We start from the raw sequence: 18,152 nt of genomic DNA on the forward strand, positions 1-18,152 counted from the left end.
TCGTAGTCACGGGCCCCCGGAACTCGCACGACAACCGTGCGGGCCGCCCCTAGGCTGCGACGACTCCCACTCCCGATCCCGGAGGAGGACCCGGTGTCCATCTTCGCCACCCGACTGCTGTTCGCCGACGACGGCGGCCTCGAAACCGCGCCCGCGCCGCGGATCTACCGGGGCTCGCACGTCAACCCCGCCGCCGACGACCCGCGCGGGGGCTGGCTGGAGCTCGCCGTGATCCCCGACCACTGCCACCCCGACGTCCGGTTCCGGGACGACCCCGAGCCGACGGGCGGCCGGCCGGTCCCGGTGGAGTACCTCCGGCTGGGCCTCGGCCGGCCCTCCGAGGACACCTCGGGCGACGGCGGTTCGGGCGGCAGCGGCTCGGGCGGCAGCGGCTCGGACCAGGGCGGCTCGTCCGGCGCCGGCGCGCAGGCGACGGTGATCCTGGACCGCCCGCAGGTCGAGCTGCTGCACGCCGCCCTCACCGAGTGGCTGGCCACTCGGTGACCACCGGTGGCGCCTCCCGTCTCACCCGCCCAGGGCGAACCGCCCGGCGCCCGACCCGGCGAGCAGCCCCTCCGGCACCCGGCGCCCGTACGCCACCAGCAGCAGGTGTTCCGCCCGCCCCTCGACGGTGAGCCGACCCTGCCCGTATGACCAGTCGGCATCCGTCGCCACCAACCGGACTCCGTCGAGCCGCGCCCCGAAGAACCGCAGGCTACGGGGGGTGACAGCAGCCAGTAGCGCGGTGGCTCGCATCACCGGCAGCCGGGCGGGCAGTCCGAGCGCCACGGTGATGTCCAGGCCGTGGACGGCATCGTGCGCCAGGGCCGCGATCCGGCCGCCGACCGGCGGGCGCCAGGGGTGGTCGGCGTGGTCGGCCAGGGCGGCGGCGAGTGCGCGCTCGGTCATGGCGGCGGCGTCGCGGCGGGCGATCCGGTCGGCCATGCGGTGGACGTGGCCGCCGGAGCGGACGAGTTCGAGGAGGGTGCGCGGCGTCGAGTGCCGGAAGCCGGTGCTCATGTGCGCGACGACCTCGCGCACCCGCCAACCCTGGCACAGCGAGGGCGCGTTCCACTGCTCCGGGGTGAAGGCGGCGAACACCTCGGCGAGTTCGCGGCGCTCGGCCGCGATCTGTGCGCGGATCCAGTCGAGCTGCCCGGTGCCCGGGGTCGCCGGCATGCCGTCCTGCTTCGGCATGCCGTTCCGCGGAACGGTGGTCTTCGGCACGCTGGTCTGCGGGACGCTGGTCTTCGGCACGGTGTTCTTCGGCACGCTCTCCATGCGTCCAGCCTGCGGCCGGAACCGGACGCCCGTCCAAGACCGGGATGTTCTGCCGCCTATGATCATGAGTTATGGAACTGCGGCAGCTCCAGTACTTCGTCACCGTCGCCCAGCACGGCAGCTTCACCCGGGCCGCGCAGCTGCTGCACCTGACCCAGCCCGGCGTCAGTTCCCAGATCCGTCAGCTGGAACGCGAGTTGGGGCACCGGCTGCTCGACCGTTCGGGCCGCACCGTACGGCTCACCCCGGCCGGTGAGGCGGTGCTGCCGCACGCCCTGGCCGCGCTCGCCTCCGCCGCCGCCGCCCGGCGTACGGCGCAGGAGTTCGACGGGCTGCGGCGCGGGCACGTACGGCTGGGCATGGTCGCCGGGGCGGCGTTCACCCCGCCGTCCGAGCTGGGCACGTTCCCCGGGCTGGCCACCACGCTCGCCGCGTTCCGCCAGGAGCACCCCGGCATCGACTTCTCGCTGACCGAGGACACCACCGCGGGGATGCTCGCCGCCCTGCGCGACGGGCGGCTGGACCTCGCCGTCATCGGCCTGCCCGCCGTCGCGAGCGGACGCGAGGACGACGACGGCTGGACGACGCTGGCCGGACTCGGCCTCCACACCGTCCTGGAGCTCCCGCTGGTCGCGGCCTGCCCCGCGCACCACCCGCTCGCGACCGGCCCGGACGACGCGGGCCGGGGTGACGCGAGCCCGGACAAGGCCGGGCAGGGTGACGCGAGCCCGGACGAGGCCGGGCGGGGTGACGCCGACCCGGACGACAGCGGCCGGCGGGGCATCGCCGCGGGTGACGCCGTCCGGGGCGACGTCCTGCCGGTCGCCGCGCTGGCCGGACACGCCCTGGTCAGCACCCCGCGCGGCACCGGCATGCGCACCGCGCTGGAGCGCGCCCTGGCCGAGGCCGGGGCGAGCCCGGCCGTGGGCGTCGAGGCCGCCGCACCACCGCAGTTGGCGGAGCTCGCCGCGCACGGGCTGGGCGTGGCCGTCCTGCCGGACCCGGGCGCCGTGCCGGGGCTGCGGGTGCGCCCACTGGCCGACCCCGTCCCGCTGGTGCGGATCGCGCTGGCCTGGCCGAGCGAGCGGCCGGCCGAACCGCCGGCCGCCGCCCTGCTCTCCCATCTACGGGCCGCCTACCCGGGCCCGGCCGCCGCTCAGCCCCCGGCTGCACCCGACGGCGCGGCCGCAGCTGCGGCTGCCGCGGCCTCCGTGACCGCCGCGCCGTCACCGATGTGCAGCAGCGCGACCGCACCGTCGAGGACTTCCCCATCGAGCGGGAAGTAGCCCTGGCGCGGTGTGGTGTCGGTGCGGGTACGGCCCGTGTCGGGCAGCACCGCCTCCGTCAACTCCCAGCCTGCACCGCTCCGTTGCAGGAGCGCCTCGTACGTTTCCGGCGCCGGTTCGCCCAGCCCGATCGCCTCGCTGCGCCCCAGGCTCCCCGCGACGAAGGCGTACCGATCGCCGAGCAGCGCGCCGATGATGCGGCCGGCGCTGTTCCACCCGCAGTCCAAGTCCCCCAGCGCCCAGGCGCTCGGGTTCCGCTGCAGGTGCTGGTTGTGCGAGAACACCAGGGTCGGCCCGCGCTGCGCCTCCAGCTCGCGGATGTCGAGGAGGTTCTGCGCCATGAGCGCGTCCCGCACACCCAGCAGGCCGCTCAGCCGGTCGCTCGGGGTGAGGCCCCGGATCGCCGACTGCGCGTGGTAGCGCAGCAGTCCGATGCCCGCCGTCAGCCGCGTCCTGGCCTCGGCCCATGCGGCACGGGAGGTCGTCGCGATCAACCCGGGTGCCCGTGCGTGGAGTCGGACGAGCAGGTCGTCGGCGAGGCAGCGCAGCCTCTCGGCCTCGGCGGTGGCGCCGGGCGACTGCGCCGGGTCCAGCACCGCTTCGGCCCGGCTCCAGCGCTCGTCCTCGCCCGCCAGTCCCCCGATGTCGAGGTCGAGATCGCGGTCGGTGTCGATGTCGCGTCGCAGGTAGTCGCGGGCGTGCTCGAGGTAGCGGCGGGGGCTGGGGGCGCTGTACGTCTCGGTCGGGAGGTCGAAGCCGTGGAAGGCCAGCCGCTCCCCCGGCGGTCGGTGACGGTTGAACTCGCGTATCCAGGCGACGAGTTCGCGGTTGGCGTCGTGCTCGCCGAAGCCGTGCGAGAAGCCCTCGGCCATCGCCGCGTCCAGCGTGCCCGTGCCCTCCCGGACGTAGTCGTCCACGGCCAGCGCGGCCACGCGGTCGGTTTCGAGGGCGATCGACCGGTAGCCCCGGTCGACCAGCCGGGCGAACAGTTCGTTGCGGACCCATCCGAAGGCGGGCTCCTGGTGCGTCGGCTCGCCGAGCCCCAGCAGCTCGCACGACGGGGTGACGAAGTCGTGCATGTCCTGACTCATGGACCTCAAGCGTATCCTTGAAAGATCGGTTGAGACTTTGCCCGAGCCTGCCCGCCGAATCTCGCGCGAACCGCCGCACGAAGTATCAAACAGGACCGAACGGAAGACGAGCATGCGCCCCTCCGATCTCGCGCGCGAGCACGGCATCTCGACCCAGGCGGTCCGCAACTACGAGCGCGACGGCTGCCTCCCGCCGGCTGCCCGCACCCCCACCGGCTACCGGATCTACACCGAGCTGCACGCGGCCGCCCTGCGCGCCTTCCTCGCCCTCGTCGCCGCGTACGGGCACCCGGTCGCCGGCCCGGTCATGACAGCCGTCCACGCCGACCGCCTCGACGAGGCGCTGACCGCCCTCGACCGCGGCCACGCCCGCATGCTGCGCGACCGGGAGACGCTGGCCACCGTCCGGGAGGCCGTCGGCCACCTGACCTCCGCGGCCGCCGCGGGTGCCGCACCGTCGACCGCACCCGTCGTACCGTCGGCCGTGCCCGAGCGTCCGGCCCCGTCCGGCCCGCTCGCCATCGGGGACGTCGCACACCGACTCGGCGTCACCCCCGCGACGCTGCGCGCCTGGGAGGTCGCCGGGATCCTCACCCCGGCCCGCGACCGCGCCACCGGCCACCGCGTCTACGGCCCGGCCGACGTCCGCGACGCCGAACTCGCCCACCTGCTGCGGCGGGGCGGCTACCCGCTGGAGCACATCGCCACCGTGGTCCGGCAGATCCGCTCGGCGGGCGGCACCGACGAGCTGGCCGCCGCCCTCGACGGCTGGCAGCGACGTCTCACCGACCGCGGCCTCGCCATGCTCACCGCCGCCGCCCGCCTCGGCGACTACCTGAGCCTCCGCGCCGCACCGGTAACCGGCTTGACCTCAAGCCGACTTGAGGTGCGAGAGTGATCCGCATGAACACCGAAGCCGCAGACACCCCCGTTACCGACACCCGCGACACGGGCAACCGCGCCGTCGACACCCGCGCCGCGGGCAACCGCACGGCCGACGTCGACGCGATCGAGCGGATCGTCGCCACGGTCGAACGCACCCAGCGCGCCAAGGACCCCGAGGGCTTCCTCGCGCTGTTCCACCCCGACGCCCTCTGGACGACCGGCCACGGCAAGGTCCTCCTCGGCCTCGACGCGATCGCCGAGTTCACCCGCGCCGTCCTGCCCGCCGCGAGCTGGGACGGCGAGGTCACCTACGAGGTGGCGCACATCCGGTTCCTGCACCCCGACGTGGCGGCCGTCAAGGTGCGCCAGGTGTACCACTCCGCGGCGGGCGACTCCGAAGGCACCCCGCTCTACGTCATGACCAGGCAGGACGACGGGCGGTGGCTGCTGCACGCCTGCCAGAACACCGAGGTGAGGACCGCCTAGCGGGTGAGCCCATCCGGGCCGGCCGGGCCGGCCGGGCCATCCGGGTCAGCCCGGACGGAGCAGCTCGGCCGGCTCAGCCGACCCGGCTGAGCCGGGCGGGGCGCGCGGCCACCCCGTCGGCGAGCACCGTCGGCTGGTCCTGGTCGGCCCGCTCGGGACCGGCGAGCAGGATGGAGCGCTGCAGACGGCGCAGGGCGGCGGACGGCTCCATGCCCAACTCCCGTACCAGGGTGTTCCGCAGGCGCTGGTAGGCCTCCAGGGCCTCGCCGCGCCGACCGGAGCGGTGCAGGGCGATCATGTACTGGCCGTGCAGGCTCTCGTGGGTGCGGTAGCGGTCGACCAGGACGGTCAGTTCGGCGAGCAGCACGCGGTGCCGCCCGAGCCGCAGGTCCGCCTCGATCCGCTGGTCCAGCGCACAGAGCCGGGTCTCCTCCAATCGCTTGGCCTCGACGGTGAGTTGGCCGCCGACGGGGATGTCCGCGAAGGCCGGTCCGCGCCACAGCGCGAGCGCCTCGCCCAACTGGCGGGCGGCGAGCGGGTAGTCACCCGCGTCCATGGCGCGGTAGCCGTGCCCGGCGAGGCGGTCGAACTCCTGGAGGTCGACGAGTCCGCCGCCGCTGTTCAGCATGTAGCCGCCGACCGAGGTGACCAGGACGTCCTTCGCGCAGGACGCCCCCGGACCGCCGTCCCCCTGGGCGAGTGCCCGGTCGATCAGGTCGCGCAGCTGGAGGACGTACGTCTGCACGGTGGTGCGCGCACTGCGCGGCGGGCGGCCGCACCACAGCTCCTCGGCGAGGACACCGGCGGGCACGACCTGGTCGGCCCGTAACGCCAGCAGGGCGAGCACCTGCCGCGGCTTCGGGGCGGTCGGCACCACCGACACCCCGGACAGTTGGACCCCCAAGGCCCCCAGCACCCGGATTTCCACGACGACCACCCCAAATCCAGACGGGTCGGCGACCCCGACGGCCACCGGCCGGGCGGGTGCTCCGCTGCTCGATCGAGGCTCCGCGATGTTGCACGGAGGGATCGGTTGAGCACCCGACGCCTATCCAAAAACAGGACGGACGGTTTGTCAATACAAAACCGAACGCGCTGTTTGTTTTTGGGCGGAGGAGCCGCCCCTGGACCGGGCCGGCGGACCGACCGAGGGCCTGGAGCCGGCGCGGTCAGCGCGAGGCGATCCCGCCGACGCCCGCCTCGGCGGCCGCACCCGGTCCGGCGTCACCCCCGCCGCTCCCCACCGACCGGGCCGCCTCCAGTTCGGCCACCACCCGGCCGCCCCGGTCCACTCCGAGGTCGAGGGTCGCGAGCACGCCGGGCACGGCGATGCTCGGCATCAGGTGCTGGTACAGCACCGCGACCCGGCGCTCCAGGTCGGCCCGGCCGGACATCTTCTGGGACTGGATCTGCACGCCCGTCCAGGCCCCGGTCACCAGCCACGCCGTCTCGGCCGGCACCACCTGCGGCAGCACTTCGCCGCGCTCGGCGGCCACCGTCAGTACGCTCTCGGCCCGCTCGATCCACCCGGGCGCCGCACCGCCGCTGAAGTCGCCGAACACGTCCTGGCCGAGGGAGAGCCGGGCACCCGCGCTCAACAGCGGGTCACGCGGCATGAGATGGGCGACCACCATCCCGAGGTCCACGAACTCCTGGAGCTTGCAGTGTCGTTCGGGGATCTCGTCGCGGCCGAACTGCTCCTCCACGACCCCCTGGGCGAGCTCCCGCTTCGAGGCGAAGTGGAAGTACACCGCCCCGCGGGTCACTCCCGCGCGGGCGACGACCTCGCCGATCGTCGCCCCCTCGTACCCGTACTCGTCGAAGACCGACGCCGCCGCCTCCAGGATCAGCCGACGCGTCCGGACCGCCCGTTCCTGCCGCACCACCGCAACCACCCCACCCGAAACGCTCGGCAAACAAAACCAAACACCCCGTATCTTACCCGCCCGACTCCAAGGCGATCCCTGCGTAGCAGGTCACATACGGCGGTCTTTGAGCGATGAAAAACCGCGTGGACGGTATGAGTCGGCCAGGTGGCCGGGACCTCCACGCAAGGCCTCCCAACCGGAACAGCGGCTCCTACTTGCAGGCCCCATACCCACGGGGAGGTGCCTCGTGATAATGAACCCGTCAAGTCAGGGTCGCGAAATCGCCGCAGGTCAACCGACCTTCACCAACCCGACACAGCCCGTGGAACGGTTCAGACCTCTCCCGGGGGTGTCCGAACGACCTCGCTCGGCCGCCGACGAACCTTTGTTCTGGCTCCTTGAAAAGCAAACCGGTAGGTACGTATCTTACGAGCCCTGAGCAGCCCACCCCGCCCGTTACGGCCTTTCGGAGCGCTCCCCATGACTCTGCTTGCCTTCCGCACGCCTGCCGCCGCCATCACCACGGCCGAGGCCCCCGGGGCCGTCCCCGGCCAAGGCCCGGTCGTCGGCCCGGCACCCCGTCTGACCAGCACCGTCGCCAAGGAGTACGTCCACCGCGCCTGCCATGCAGAGGTCTTCCTCACCGGCAGCGAGCAGCTGAACGAGACCACCTTCGCGGTCTCCGCGCAATGGCCGCGGGCGCACACGTTCTTCAGCACCCCTGACGGTACCCGGCACGACCCGATCCAGGCTGCTGAAACGATCCGCCAGGCCGGGCTCTACCTCGCCCACACCCGGTTCGGCGTCCCGCTCGACCACAAGTTCATGATGTGGAACCTCGACTACACCACCCGCCCGCGCCAGCTGCTGATCGGCGCGAAGCCCACCGACCTCACCATCGAGGCGAAGCTCGTCGCCCAGCCGCGCCGCACCCGCAGCACCGTCGACTTCACGTTCAGCGCGGTCGTCCGGCGCGGTCCGCAGCTGGCCGCCACCGGGTACGCCCGCTTCACCACCGTCCCGGGCTCGACCTACGAGCGGCTCCGCCGCGGGCGCCTCGACGTCGACGCGCTGCCGGTGTCCGGCACGACCGCCGAGCCGCTGCCGCCGGCCCGGGTCGGCCGGCTCCGCCCGTGCGACGTCGTCCTCACCCCGGCCTGTGCGCCGGGCACCTGGCACCTCACCCCCGACCCCTGGCACCCGATCCTCTTCGACCACGCCAATGACCACATCCCCGGCATGGTCCTGATCGAAGCGGCCCGCCAGGCGACCAACGCACTGGCCAGCCCGGTCACCGTCACGCCGACCGCAGCGGCCACCACCTTCCACCGGTACGCCGAGCACGACGCGCCCACCATCATCACCGCCCGGCACACCCCCGGCGAGGACCCGGACGCCCTCACCACCACCGTGACCGGCCACCAGCACGGCGAACCGATCTTCACCACCATCCTCACCGGACACCCGGACCACCGCTGACCCGACACCAGCCGCCTGCCGCCGCACCGAAGCGGGCAGCCGGTACGGCGAGGGCAGCCGGTACGACCCGCACCACCCGATCAACCCCACCACGCGAACCTCCCGCACCACCCGAACGGCCCGCCCGACCGCCCCGGTCAGGCGGGCCGTGCCGGTTGGGACGCCGCTTGGGACGCCGGTTGGCCGCCGGACGTCGGCGGAGGTCGGATTCCGGCCCGGCGGGAAGAAACCCGGCGGGGACGGAACCCGGCGGGGACGGAAGCCGGCGGGGCAGGCAGCCGGTGCGCGAGCCCCGGCGGGGAACCCCGCCAGAAATGCACCGTCCCCTCGGGGCTGGCACCGGAACGAACACCTGCGCGAGGATGTCAGCCCTTGGATCCACTGCCACCGGGGAGCACGCAGTGAGTGAAGTCGATTCGCACCAGCACGAGTTGATCAGACTGACGGACCGTCTGGGCAGCGACGACGCCCCCGGCCGCGACGGGCGGACCGGCGGCCGCAACGTCCGGGTCCGGGTGCTCGGGCGGCATGCGCCGGGCGCCCCGCTCGGGCACGACTGGCTGGACTGCGAGATCACCGTCACGGCCGACACCGTGCGCGGGCACTTCGTCACCGTGGTGACCGACCGCCATCTTCAGCGCTGGGAAACGGCGTTGGACCGGCTCCGTCAGGGGTTCGCGGTCCGCTGGCTGAACGAGGAGCACGGCCCGGAGCTGCGGATCGAACCCGGACGGCCGGGCGGGCTGTGGGTGACGGTCTCGGACACGGAGGACTCGGGCGTCACCCTCAGGGTCGCCCTCTCCCCCGCCTCCGGCTGGCTGGACGAGCAGCGCGCCCTGCTGGAGCTCGTCCGGGACGCCTACCCGACCGAGGTGGTCGAGGTCGCCCCCGGCGTCCACGCGGTGCGCGGGACGTCGGGCGTCGAGCACTGACGGATCGTCAACGCCGGTTCTCGACGGGCGCCTCGACGGGCTACTCGGCGGGCCTGTCGGCGCGCTTCGCGGCGGGCTTCGCAGCGGGCTTCGCGGCGGGCTTCGCGAGGCGGCCGAGGGGGCGGTCGGGCAGGGCGAGGAGGAACAGCAGGGCCGCGCCGCCGAGCATGAACAGCGCGAGGTGGTGCAGGCCTTCCGTGGTGGCGCCCTGGGGGAAGACGGCGGCGTTCGCGGCGGAGGCGGCCATCGCACCGAGGTACCTGAAGGTGCGCAGCAGCCCGGCCGCGGAGCCGATGGCAGCCGGGTCGGCCTGGTGGTAGAGGGCGGTCTGGGTGCCGCGCCCGGTCAGCCCCTGCGGGATGCCCGCCATCACGCCGATCGCGATCAGCAGCACGGCCGGGCTGTCCGCGCGCACCGACAACAGGGCCGCACAGGCGGCGATCCGGCACGCCGAACCGACCAGGAGCTTGCCGCGGCCGGCCGAACTGCGGCCGGTGAGGCCGGACACGGCGAGGGCCGTGAGCGAGAGCGGCGGCAGGACCACTCCTCCCTGCTCCGACCGCGGGGACGGCCCCCCTTCGGCGGCCCGGAATAATGGCGGGATGACCGACAGACAGCTCCGCGTCGTCCTCGCCGAGGACTCGGTGATCCTCCGGGACGGGATGGTCGAACTCCTCACGGCGCGCGGCTGCGCGGTGGTCGCCACCGCCGGTACGGCGCCCGCGCTGGTCGCTGCCGTCACCGAGCACCGGCCCGACGTGGCCGTGGTGGACATCCGGATGCCGCCGACCCACACCGACGAGGGCATCCGGGCGGCCGTCGAGATCCGCGCCACGATGCCCGAGGTCGGGATCCTGGTCTTCTCCCAGCACGTCGAAACCGTCTGGGCTGCCCGGTTGCTGGCCGACGGCGCCGCCGGCGTCGGCTACCTGCTCAAGGAACGGGTGGCCCGCACCTCCCAGTTCGTGGACGCTCTGCACCGGGTCGCCGCGGGCGGTACGGCGCTCGACCCGGAGATCGTCAACGGGCTGATCGGTGGCCGGCGGCGCAGCCGGGTGGACGCGCTCACCCCGCGCGAGCGGGAGGTACTGGAGCTGATGGCGCAGGGCCACTCCAACCGCTCGATCGCCGGGCAGCTCGTGGTGTCGGAGCGGGCGGTGGAGAAGCACGTGGCCGCCGTGTTCACCAAGTTCGACCTGCCGGCGACCGACGCCGACAACCGACGGGTCAAGGCCGTGCTCGCCTACCTCGCGGAGAGCGGCCCCTCCTGAGCCGGGCCCTCGGGCTGCTCATGAGCGCGTCTCATGGGCCGGCCTCATGAGCAACGCTCATGGGGGCTGATCATGAGCAACGCTCATCGGGGATGATCATGAGATCCGCTCATGGGGAGGGCCCATGAAGCCCTCCCATGGGAATCCCGGCACATGAGCGCAGCTCATGGCCCAGCCCCATGAGAGCGACTCATGAGCGCGCCCATGAGCTCCGCTCATGCCCCGCCCCCGGTCATACCCCTCTCATGCCCCGGCCCCCGACCACTCGTCACAGCCTGTCGGGCAACTCGGCGCTGACCACGGTCGGTCCGCCCGGCGGGCTGTCCACCCGCAGCATCCCGTCCACCGCGGCGAGCCGTTCGGCCAGGCCGGCGAGTCCGCTGCCCGTGCCGATCGCGGCGCCACCGCGGCCGTCGTCACGCACGGTCAGCCGGACCCTCCCGTCGACCGCGCTCGCGGTCAGTTCCGCCGACCGCGCGCCGCTGTGCTTGGCCACGTTGGTCAGCAGCTCGGCCGCGCAGAAGTAGACGGCCCGTTCGATCACCTCGACCGGCCGCTCCCGCAGGTCCAGCCGGACCGTGACGGGCACCGGTGAGGTCGCGGTGAGTCCGGGCAGTGCCTCGGCCAGCCCGCCGTCCAGTGCCACGGGGTGGATGCCCCGGGTCAGTCGGCGCAGGCCCGTGATGGTGTCGTCGGTCTGCCCGCGGGCCCGGTCGACCAGGGTGCGCAGCCGTCCGAGGTCGGGCTCGGCCGAGTCGGCGAGGGCGTCGTCGGCCAGCGACAAGGTGATGGCGAGCGCGACCAACTGCGCCTGGGTGCCGTCGTGCAGATCGCGTTCCAGGCGCCGCAGCCGGTCGCTGTTCTCGGCCAGCAGGGTGGCCCGGGCGCTCTCCAGTTCGCGCACCCGCTGCTGCGAGCGCACCGGGCCGAGCAGTGTCCGGGCGAGCGCCCGGTTGGCCCGGCTCAAGGCGCGCAGTACGGCGGGGACGGCGGCCAGCAGTGCGAGGCCGACCGGGATGGCGAGCACGTCCGGCCAGCCGACCGGTCTCGGGCCCGGCTCCGCCAGCCGTACCCAGAGGGGGAAGCCGAGCAGCCAGACGCCCCCGAGCGGCAGCCCGATCGCGGCCAGGAAGCCGAGCACTCCCACCGGCAGCCGTAGGAAGAGGTAGAGCAGCACCCGCCAGGCGACCGGATCGGTCAGCACCACCCGGCCGCGGGCGAGCACCCCGGACGGGCGTGGCAGCGGCGGCGGCTCGGGCACCGTCTCGTCGAGCAGCCACTCGACCAGCCATCGGTGCATCCGGCCGATCCGCCGGGTCCCGAGCAGCGCGGCCACCAGGAACGGCAGGCCCAGCACGGTGAGCGAGAGCAGCACCCCCGCGTAGAGTACGGCGACCGCGTAGACGCCGCCGAGCACCCCGAGCGGCAGCCCGAGGACGGCGAACGCCACCTCGTCACCGCGCACCGCCAGGAGCCGGCGCCGCTCGGCCACCGTCCGCGTCACCGCTGCCCACCAGGCTGCTGCCCCTTGCGCCACCGCCCACCGCACCGCCGTCCACCTCACCGCTCACCCACCGACCGGCCCCCAGCATCCACCAGGCACCGCCGCAACCACTGCAACCCAACCACTGCAACCACTGCAACCACCGGCCTCCCCCGGACGGCGGCCGAGACACCACCCCGCCGTCCCCACCTCCGCCGCCTCACCCCCGCACCCGCTCCCGCCCCCGTTCCCACACCCGCTCCCGCCCCGTCACCTCACCCCCGCTCGCCGCCCACCGACTCCACCGCCGATCCTCCGCTCGCCCACAGGCCCGTCCCCACGATCCCCGGCACCGTCAGGACCGCCGCGCCCAGCACCACCCAGGCGCACGCCGCGCCCGGCACCACCGGCACCACCGACCCCCGGACCGCCCAGCTGAACGCCCCCGTGGCTGCGGCCGCCACCGCCGCGCCCAACAGCACGCCGACCGCCGTGGTCAGCAGTGCCTCCACCGAGAGCATCCGCAGCAGTTGCCGCCGCGTCGCGCCCACCAGGCGCAGCAGGGCGAACTCCCGGCGCCGGTCGGCGGTCAGCGCGACCAGGGTGTTGACCGTGGAGACCGCCGCGAAACACACCAGCAGGCCGAGTTCGGCCTGTCGCAGCCAGATGTCGCCGGCCTTGGTGACGGTGGTCGTGGCGCCGGTCGCCCGGGCGACCCGCTCGGCGGTACTGGTCATGATCGACATCGTGCCGGAGAGGCCGACCAGCAGCGCGACCGGGACCACCGCCGAGGACAGCCGGGCGGCGTAGCCGCGCAGATTGGCGTCGGCGAGCCAGCCGGCCCGCGGGACGAGCGCCCGGACCGGGGCGCCGAGCACCGTGGCCAGCGCCCGCGCCGCCGACGGACCCAGCAGGGCGACGGCGACCAGGAGCACCAGTGAACCGAGCAGCGAGGCCTGCCCCGCCTTGTCCAACTCCCCGGCCGGCCTGGTCGCGGCCAGTCGCAGCAGCAGCACGCCGCCCGCCAGCACGGCCGCCCCGGCGAACAGCCGCAGCACACCGGTCCGCCCTGGCCCGGCCGTCCCCTCGGTCATGGCGACGGCCGGTGCGGGCCGGGTGATCCGCCGGGCCGCGACGGCGGTGGCCACCAGGCCGACCAGCAGCGCCACTCCGAGCGCGACCAGCACGGGCACCGGCGACCCCGGTATCCGCAGACCGGGCGCGGCCATCCCGCGCCGCTGCAGGGCGGTGAGGAAGGACCGGGCGGCGAGGAGGCCCGCCGCGCTGCCTGGGCCGGCGGCGAGCAGGACGGTCGCCAGGACCTGGGCGCGGACCACCCGCCGCACCTGACGGGGCGTCGCGGCCACCGTGCGCAGCAGGGCCAGGTCGCGGTGCTGCTGACGGACGGTGAAGCCCAGGGCGTTGACCACGACGAACAGCGCGACCAGGACGGCGATCTCACCGAAGGCCGCGGCGATCACCATCACCCCCGGCCCGGTCACCGGTGTCCGTGCCACCCTCTCGGGAGCCGTCGCCTGCGCGGCGACCAGCGAGCCGAACAGCGTCACCGCCGCCACCGCGAGGAACAGCGCCGCCCCCAGTCCGGCGAAGGCCGCGGGCCGCCGCCGGATCTGCCCGACGGACAGCGTCAGGACGGGACTTCCCGTCAACACTCCGCTCACCGTGTTCACCCGCCCAACCGGCTGAGCCGCTCGCCGACCTGCGCGGCGGTCGGCCTGAGCAGCTCGTCCACCAGCAGGCCGTCCGCGAGCAGCAGCACCCGGTCCGCGTAGCAGGCGGCCACCGGGTCGTGGGTGACCATCACACAGGTCTGCCCGTCCACGTCGACGCCCGCGCGCAGCAGGTCGAGGATGTCGTGCCCCGTCGCCCGGTCGAGCGCGCCGGTCGGCTCGTCGGCGAAGAGCACCTGCGGCCGGGCGACCAGCGCCCGGGCGATCGCCACCCGCTGCTGCTGGCCGCCGGACAGCTGCCCGGGCCGGTGCCGCTCGCGTCCGGCCAGTCCGACCCGGGCCAGCGCCTCCCGCACCCGGTCCCGCTCCGGCGGCTGCCCGGCCAGCCGCCCGGGCAGCTCGACGTTCTGGGCGACGGTCATCGCCGGCATCAGGTTGAAGGCCTGGAAGACGAACGCCATCCGGGTGCGGCGCAGCTCCGCCAGCCGCCGCTCGGGCAGCCCGGACACCTCGGTGTCGCCCCACCGGACGGTGCCCCGGGTCGGGCGGTCCATCCCGGCCAGGCAGTGCAGCAGGGTCGTCTTGCCCGATCCCGAGGGCCCCATCACCGCGGTGAACGTCCCCGGCCCGAAGGCCACGGACACCCCGCCCAGTGCCCGTACCGCCGCCGTGCCGCGCCCGTACTCGCGGTACAGGCCCTCCCCGCTGAGTGCCGTGCCCGTCGTCCTGCCGTGCGCCGCCGGGGCGGCTGCTGTCGTCATCCCGTTCATGCCCTCCATCCTGGGCGCCGGGGGCCGGGCGATCGATCGAGCTGGCCCCCGGATCCGGGGTTCGGATAACCGAACCCCGCAGGCGGGGCGCTACGTGCTCGCGGGCGGGTTCCGCCGCCACCAGGACCGGACGGCGTCGGCCCGGTGGGCGTGGCGGTACTCGGGGCCGGTCAGCGGTCCCAGTCGTTCGAGCGCCACCGCCGTGCGCGGGTCGTCCCGCACGGCGAGGCCGTAGCCGGCCTCCCGTCGCGTGATGCGGTCCTCCTCGTCCACCAGCGCCGCCGGCGCGTCCGCGACCTCGGGGGTGCGGTCCTCGGAGGTGGCCAGGACGACTCCCGCTACGGCGCGCACGTCCGCCGACTCCTCGCCGACCAGGGTGAGCAGCACCGCCCTGGTGTCGGGAGTGCACGCGGCGCCCCCCAACCCGGCGGGAGTCGAAGGGGCGCAGCGTTTTTCCGCCCCGGGCTCCCCGTCGCGCGCCCCACGAGGAATCATGACCGGGTGACCATCGACCTGTTGCCCGGCCACGGCGTCCGGCTGCCCGCGCCGCTGCCCGAGCTGCGCTTCGGCCTCACCGAGGCGGCGGTGCGCGCGCTGCTGGCCCCGCACGGCAGGCTGCTGCCCGACGGCGTGCAGAACACCTTCGTCTGCGGCCCCCGTTGGGCGCTCGCCTTCCAGCTGCCCGGGGTGAGCGTCACCCTCTGTTCTGACGGCGACGACGACTGCCTCCGCAGCGTCACGGTCGACCGGAACCCGAGCGACGACCGGCCCGCCTGCCCGGTCGGCTACCTCGGGATCGACCTCCTCGGCTGGCCGGCGCACGAGCTGGTCGAGGCGCTGCGCGCGGAGGGCCTGCCGGTGCCCGAGCCGACCCGCGGCACCCTCCACCACGACCCGCTCCACCTCTACCGCCACCCCGTCCCGCGCCGACCGTCCGCCCCCGGCCGCAAGCCGCGCCACGAGGAGCCGTTCACCTTCGACTGCGTCTCCTTCCACGCACCGACCGCGCGAACCGGAAGAACCGGCCGTACCGATCCCGCCGAGGCCGCCGAATGACGTCCCTGCCGCCCCCGACCCTGCGGCCCCCGACCCTCCCGCACCCGACCGGCACGGCCGCCGGTCCGCACGACGCCGCCTTCCTCCCCCGGCTGCAGTTCGCCCTGCGGGAGGCCGAGCGGCCGATCACCGCTCCCGTCCCCAAGCTGGGCGGCGAGCCGTGCTGGCTGGCCGAGCCCGCCTGGCCGCTCTCCCCCGGCACCGGTGAACCGCTGGTGTTCGTCGGCCAGTTCGCCGTCCCCGGTGAGGACGTCCGGCTCGCCTACCTCTTCCTCGCGGCGGACGGTGGCCTCGACGGCCCGATGGGCGGCCTCGACCCGGAGTCGGGCGACGGCCTGCTGCTCGTCCAGCCGGGCGGGCGGATCCCGCCCTTCGCCGTCATCGGCCCGCCCGGCACCCGCGGCCCTACGCTGTGGCGCCGCGAGCCCGACCGCGAGCCCAGCGGGGAGCCCGACCGCAACGGCCACGGGACGCCGGTCGAGTTCCACCTCGACCTGGTGCCGCTACCGGGCGACCTCGACCGGGCGATGGACGAACGGGCCGCCTTCCAGCGGTACTTGCGCGGCGAGGGCCCCGAGGTCCGGTTCCCGGACGGCGGCCACGTGCACGACCACGTCGGCGGTCTCCCGTCGTTCCCGAGCGGCCGGGCCGAAGTCCCCGCGCCGTGGCGGTACTTCTTCGCCCTCTCGGACGCCCCGTACGAGGACGATCCGTACTTCCTCGACTTCGGCTACGGCGACGGCTTCGGCTTCCTCAGTCCGGACGGACTGGAAGGCCGCTTCTACTGGGACATCCCGTGACCTCCCCCAATCCCCCTCTCAGCCCCGGGAGTTCAGCATGACCACCACCCCCCTGACCGTCGCGATCCTCGGACCGGGCGGCGTCGGCGGACTGATCGGCGGACTGCTCGCCCGCGACGGACACCGGGTCGTCTGCTTGGCGCGCGAGGAGACCGCCGCCGTCCTCGCCCGGGACGGACTGCACGTCCGCAGCGGGCAGTTCGGCGAGTTCACCGCCGACGTCGAGGCCGCCACCGAGCTGCGCGAGCCGGTCGACGCCGTCCTCGTGACCGTCAAGGAGACGGCCCTGACGGCAGCGCTCGACCGGCTGCCGGCGGACGTGCTCGGCACCGGGCTCGTGGTGCCGCTGCTCAACGGCCTGGACCACATGGCGGTGCTGCGCGAACGCTACCCGGCCACCCGGGTCATGGCCGGCACGATCCGGGTCGAAACCACCCGCACGGCGCCCGGGCGGATCGAGCACAGCAGCCCGTTCGCCGCCGTCGAACTCGCCGCACCCGCCGCACCCGCAGGACCCGCCGAGCCCGCAAGGGCCGCAAAGTCCGCCGAACTCGGCCGACCGGTCGAGGGGTTCGCCGAGCAGCTGCGGCACGCCGGCCTGACCGTCACGCTGCGGGAGGACGAGACGGCGATGCTGTGGAGCAAGCTCTCCTTCCTCGCCCCGCTGGCGCTGCTCACCACCCGCCATGCGAGTGACGTCGGCACCGTGCGCACCGAACACCGGCCCCAACTCCTCGCCGCACTGGACGAGATCACCGCCGTCGCCCGGGCGGTTGGCGCCCCGGCCGACGTGCAGGCCCTGCTCACGGTGATCGACCGCGCCCCCGGCGCGATGAGGTCCTCGATGCAGCGCGACGCGGAGGCCGGCCGCCCGACCGAGCTCGACGCGACCGGCGGCGCCGTGCTGCGGGCCGCCGCCGCGCACGGAGTCGCCGTCCCCACGCTCACCCGCCTGGTGTCCGAGTTGTCGGAGGCCTCCGAACGGTGACGGGCTCCGGCCGGGCGGCTCCCCCGGCGGAAGCGGGCGGACCCGGGCGGGAACGGGCGGGAACGGGCAGGAACGGGTAGGACTCGCGGCATGACGCCTTCCGGCCCCGGCAGCGCTCCCGCGTGGGACCGCATCGAAGCCTTCCTCCGCGCCCACGACACCGACCGGATCCCCCACCCGGGCGGCACGCTGCCGGCGCATCTCCACCGCGTGGCGGACCTGTTGACGGACTGGGGCTGCGACCCGGACGTCCGGGCCGCCGGGCTCTGCCACGCCGCGTACGGGACCGACGGGTTCGACCATGCCCTGCTGGGGCTCGACCGGCGCGGCACCCTGGCCGAGCTCGTCGGCCACCGCGCCGAGGCGCTCGTCCACCTCTACGCGAGCTGCGACCGGGCCGCCGTCTACCCACGGCTGGGCGCCGACGAACCGGTGGTGTTCCGCGACCGGTTCACCGGGGCCGACCACACACCACCGGAGGAGGACCTGCGCGCCTTCCTCGCCATCACCGTCGCCAATGAACTCGACGTCCTCGCACACAACGCGGACCTGGCCGCCCGCTACGGACCGGGCCTGTACGAACTCTTCGCCCGCGCCCGTGCCCTGCTGCCGCCCGCCGCCTGGCGGGCCTGCACCGATCTCCTCGGACCGCACACCACCACACCCAAGGAAAGGAATTGATGATTGGTCAAGAGCGCTGGCAGACCGGAGACTTTGCCAACCGTTCATCCGTCCCGCCGGAACCGCCGTACGGCACAACGGCGTTGTCCATGCCGGGAGGGGAT

General features: G+C 74.4%; 19 protein-coding genes and 1 pseudogene. 11 read left to right on the forward strand and 9 right to left on the reverse strand.

Features of this window, described 5'->3' with window-relative positions:
• Window positions 1-93: 93 nt before the first annotated feature.
• A complete protein-coding gene (locus ABTY56_RS00110; RefSeq protein ID WP_350624775.1) occupies window positions 94-504 on the forward strand; it encodes a hypothetical protein in 411 nt (136 codons plus the stop codon).
• A gap of 21 nt (window positions 505-525) precedes the next feature.
• Here the strand turns inward: ABTY56_RS00110 and ABTY56_RS00115 are convergent, their stop codons facing one another.
• Entirely contained in the window at window positions 526-1,281 is a 756-nt protein-coding gene (locus tag ABTY56_RS00115; RefSeq protein ID WP_502892995.1) for a maleylpyruvate isomerase family mycothiol-dependent enzyme, read from the reverse strand.
• A 71-nt stretch (window positions 1,282-1,352) separates the two neighbouring features.
• On the opposite strand from ABTY56_RS00115, the pseudogene ABTY56_RS00120 reads away from it, so the two are divergent.
• Window positions 1,353-2,405: pseudogene (locus ABTY56_RS00120) on the forward strand (LysR family transcriptional regulator); the annotation flags it as partial.
• A gap of 32 nt (window positions 2,406-2,437) precedes the next feature.
• Here ABTY56_RS00120 and ABTY56_RS00125 read toward each other — a convergent pair.
• On the reverse strand, window positions 2,438-3,658 hold the full coding sequence (locus ABTY56_RS00125) for an erythromycin esterase family protein (protein WP_350624777.1): 1,221 nt from the start codon (window positions 3,656-3,658) through the stop codon (window positions 2,438-2,440).
• A 112-nt stretch (window positions 3,659-3,770) separates the two neighbouring features.
• On the opposite strand from ABTY56_RS00125, the gene ABTY56_RS00130 reads away from it, so the two are divergent.
• Window positions 3,771-4,556: a TioE family transcriptional regulator gene (locus tag ABTY56_RS00130; RefSeq protein ID WP_350624779.1), complete on the forward strand. Its 786-nt coding sequence runs from the start codon at window positions 3,771-3,773 to the stop codon at window positions 4,554-4,556.
• Window positions 4,553-5,029, forward strand: a complete 477-nt coding sequence (locus ABTY56_RS00135; RefSeq protein WP_502892996.1) for an SgcJ/EcaC family oxidoreductase — start codon at window positions 4,553-4,555, stop codon at window positions 5,027-5,029. The genes ABTY56_RS00130 and ABTY56_RS00135 overlap by 4 nt, the downstream gene beginning before the upstream one ends.
• Before the next feature lie 73 nt (window positions 5,030-5,102).
• Here the strand turns inward: ABTY56_RS00135 and ABTY56_RS00140 are convergent, their stop codons facing one another.
• Window positions 5,103-5,957, reverse strand: coding sequence for an AfsR/SARP family transcriptional regulator (locus tag ABTY56_RS00140; protein WP_350625235.1), 855 nt, complete (start codon window positions 5,955-5,957; stop codon window positions 5,103-5,105).
• A 241-nt stretch (window positions 5,958-6,198) separates the two neighbouring features.
• Complete coding sequence (locus tag ABTY56_RS00145; protein WP_350624783.1) at window positions 6,199-6,915, reverse strand: ScbR family autoregulator-binding transcription factor; 717 nt, start codon at window positions 6,913-6,915, stop codon at window positions 6,199-6,201.
• A 462-nt stretch (window positions 6,916-7,377) separates the two neighbouring features.
• Between ABTY56_RS00145 and ABTY56_RS00150 the strand changes: the two genes are divergently transcribed.
• Window positions 7,378-8,376, forward strand: coding sequence for a ScbA/BarX family gamma-butyrolactone biosynthesis protein (locus ABTY56_RS00150; protein ID WP_350624785.1), 999 nt, complete (start codon window positions 7,378-7,380; stop codon window positions 8,374-8,376).
• Between the two features lie 401 nt (window positions 8,377-8,777).
• Complete coding sequence (locus ABTY56_RS00155) at window positions 8,778-9,308, forward strand: DUF5959 family protein (RefSeq protein WP_350624787.1); 531 nt, start codon at window positions 8,778-8,780, stop codon at window positions 9,306-9,308.
• 40 nt (window positions 9,309-9,348) lie between these two features.
• Here the strand turns inward: ABTY56_RS00155 and ABTY56_RS00160 are convergent, their stop codons facing one another.
• Window positions 9,349-9,852: a hypothetical protein gene (locus ABTY56_RS00160; protein ID WP_350624789.1), complete on the reverse strand. Its 504-nt coding sequence runs from the start codon at window positions 9,850-9,852 to the stop codon at window positions 9,349-9,351.
• A gap of 58 nt (window positions 9,853-9,910) precedes the next feature.
• Between ABTY56_RS00160 and ABTY56_RS00165 the strand changes: the two genes are divergently transcribed.
• Window positions 9,911-10,579, forward strand: a complete 669-nt coding sequence (locus tag ABTY56_RS00165) for a response regulator (protein ID WP_350624791.1) — start codon at window positions 9,911-9,913, stop codon at window positions 10,577-10,579.
• A gap of 268 nt (window positions 10,580-10,847) precedes the next feature.
• Here the strand turns inward: ABTY56_RS00165 and ABTY56_RS00170 are convergent, their stop codons facing one another.
• The 4 genes from ABTY56_RS00170 to ABTY56_RS00185 form a co-directional block, all read right to left on the reverse strand.
• Window positions 10,848-12,071 carry a sensor histidine kinase gene (locus ABTY56_RS00170; protein ID WP_350625237.1) on the reverse strand — a complete coding sequence of 408 codons (1,224 nt, stop codon included), beginning with the start codon at window positions 12,069-12,071 and terminating at the stop codon, window positions 10,848-10,850.
• A 266-nt stretch (window positions 12,072-12,337) separates the two neighbouring features.
• On the reverse strand, window positions 12,338-13,744 hold the full coding sequence (locus tag ABTY56_RS00175) for an FtsX-like permease family protein (RefSeq protein ID WP_350624793.1): 1,407 nt from the start codon (window positions 13,742-13,744) through the stop codon (window positions 12,338-12,340).
• Between the two features lie 5 nt (window positions 13,745-13,749).
• A complete protein-coding gene (locus tag ABTY56_RS00180) occupies window positions 13,750-14,523 on the reverse strand; it encodes an ABC transporter ATP-binding protein (RefSeq protein ID WP_502892997.1) in 774 nt (257 codons plus the stop codon).
• Window positions 14,524-14,613: 90 nt separating this feature from the next.
• Entirely contained in the window at window positions 14,614-14,910 is a 297-nt protein-coding gene (locus tag ABTY56_RS00185) for a hypothetical protein (RefSeq protein WP_350624795.1), read from the reverse strand.
• Between the two features lie 114 nt (window positions 14,911-15,024).
• Between ABTY56_RS00185 and ABTY56_RS00190 the strand changes: the two genes are divergently transcribed.
• The 4 genes from ABTY56_RS00190 (at window position 15,025) to ABTY56_RS00205 (ending at window position 18,048) form a co-directional block, all read left to right on the forward strand.
• Window positions 15,025-15,579 (forward strand): hypothetical protein, encoded by a 555-nt coding sequence (locus tag ABTY56_RS00190; protein ID WP_350624797.1) that lies wholly within the window; start codon window positions 15,025-15,027, stop codon window positions 15,577-15,579.
• The gene (locus tag ABTY56_RS00195) at window positions 15,576-16,379 is read left to right on the forward strand and encodes a hypothetical protein (protein ID WP_350624799.1); all 804 of its coding nucleotides are present in this window, start codon (window positions 15,576-15,578) and stop codon (window positions 16,377-16,379) included. The genes ABTY56_RS00190 and ABTY56_RS00195 overlap by 4 nt, the downstream gene beginning before the upstream one ends.
• 37 nt (window positions 16,380-16,416) lie before the next feature.
• On the forward strand, window positions 16,417-17,367 hold the full coding sequence (locus ABTY56_RS00200) for a ketopantoate reductase family protein (protein ID WP_350624801.1): 951 nt from the start codon (window positions 16,417-16,419) through the stop codon (window positions 17,365-17,367).
• Between the two features lie 90 nt (window positions 17,368-17,457).
• Window positions 17,458-18,048, forward strand: coding sequence for a DUF6817 domain-containing protein (locus ABTY56_RS00205; RefSeq protein ID WP_350624803.1), 591 nt, complete (start codon window positions 17,458-17,460; stop codon window positions 18,046-18,048).
• Window positions 18,049-18,152: the final 104 nt, after the last annotated feature.

Source organism: Kitasatospora sp. NPDC097691 (assembly GCF_040302665.1).
Classification (GTDB): Bacteria; Actinomycetota; Actinomycetes; order Streptomycetales; family Streptomycetaceae; genus Kitasatospora.

Excerpts from the sequence above, each read along its gene's own strand:
- ABTY56_RS00150 (WP_350624785.1), top strand. The coding sequence starts at position 7,378 with ATGACTCTGCTTGCCTTCCGCACGCCTGCCGCCGCCATCACCACGGCC.
- ABTY56_RS00165 (WP_350624791.1), top strand. The coding sequence starts at position 9,911 with ATGACCGACAGACAGCTCCGCGTCGTCCTCGCCGAGGACTCGGTGATC.
- ABTY56_RS00130 (WP_350624779.1), top strand. The coding sequence starts at position 3,771 with ATGCGCCCCTCCGATCTCGCGCGCGAGCACGGCATCTCGACCCAGGCG.
- ABTY56_RS00200 (WP_350624801.1), top strand. The coding sequence starts at position 16,417 with ATGACCACCACCCCCCTGACCGTCGCGATCCTCGGACCGGGCGGCGTC.
- ABTY56_RS00125 (WP_350624777.1), bottom strand. The coding sequence starts at position 3,658 with ATGAGTCAGGACATGCACGACTTCGTCACCCCGTCGTGCGAGCTGCTG.
- ABTY56_RS00115 (WP_502892995.1), bottom strand. The coding sequence starts at position 1,281 with ATGGAGAGCGTGCCGAAGAACACCGTGCCGAAGACCAGCGTCCCGCAG.
- ABTY56_RS00180 (WP_502892997.1), bottom strand. The coding sequence starts at position 14,523 with ATGAACGGGATGACGACAGCAGCCGCCCCGGCGGCGCACGGCAGGACG.
- ABTY56_RS00195 (WP_350624799.1), top strand. The coding sequence starts at position 15,576 with ATGACGTCCCTGCCGCCCCCGACCCTGCGGCCCCCGACCCTCCCGCAC.
- ABTY56_RS00205 (WP_350624803.1), top strand. The coding sequence starts at position 17,458 with ATGACGCCTTCCGGCCCCGGCAGCGCTCCCGCGTGGGACCGCATCGAA.